Raw genomic sequence first — 206 nt, forward strand, 5'->3', positions numbered from 1 at the left:
ATGGCGCGCTCGGGAGGATTCGAACCTCCGACCGCCTGGTTCGTAGCCAGGTACTCTATCCAGCTGAGCTACGAGCGCGCAGAAACAGTTGAAGTAGCAATCCATTGATACTTGGAAATAATGGCGCGTCCGGGAGGATTCGAACCTCCGACCGCCTGGTTCGTAGCCAGGTACTCTATCCAGCTGAGCTACGGACGCGCAGGCTT

The 206-nt window shown here is 57.3% G+C and carries 2 tRNA genes; both read right to left on the bottom strand.

Annotated features, from left to right (window positions below):
- Position 1: 1 nt before the first annotated feature.
- Positions 2–78, bottom strand: a tRNA-Arg gene (locus EA58_RS20590).
- Positions 79–121: 43 nt separating this feature from the next.
- Positions 122–198 (bottom strand) — tRNA-Arg (locus EA58_RS20595).
- Positions 199–206 lie beyond the last annotated feature (8 nt).

Source organism: Photobacterium galatheae (assembly GCF_000695255.1).
Taxonomy (GTDB): domain Bacteria; phylum Pseudomonadota; class Gammaproteobacteria; order Enterobacterales; family Vibrionaceae; genus Photobacterium; species Photobacterium galatheae.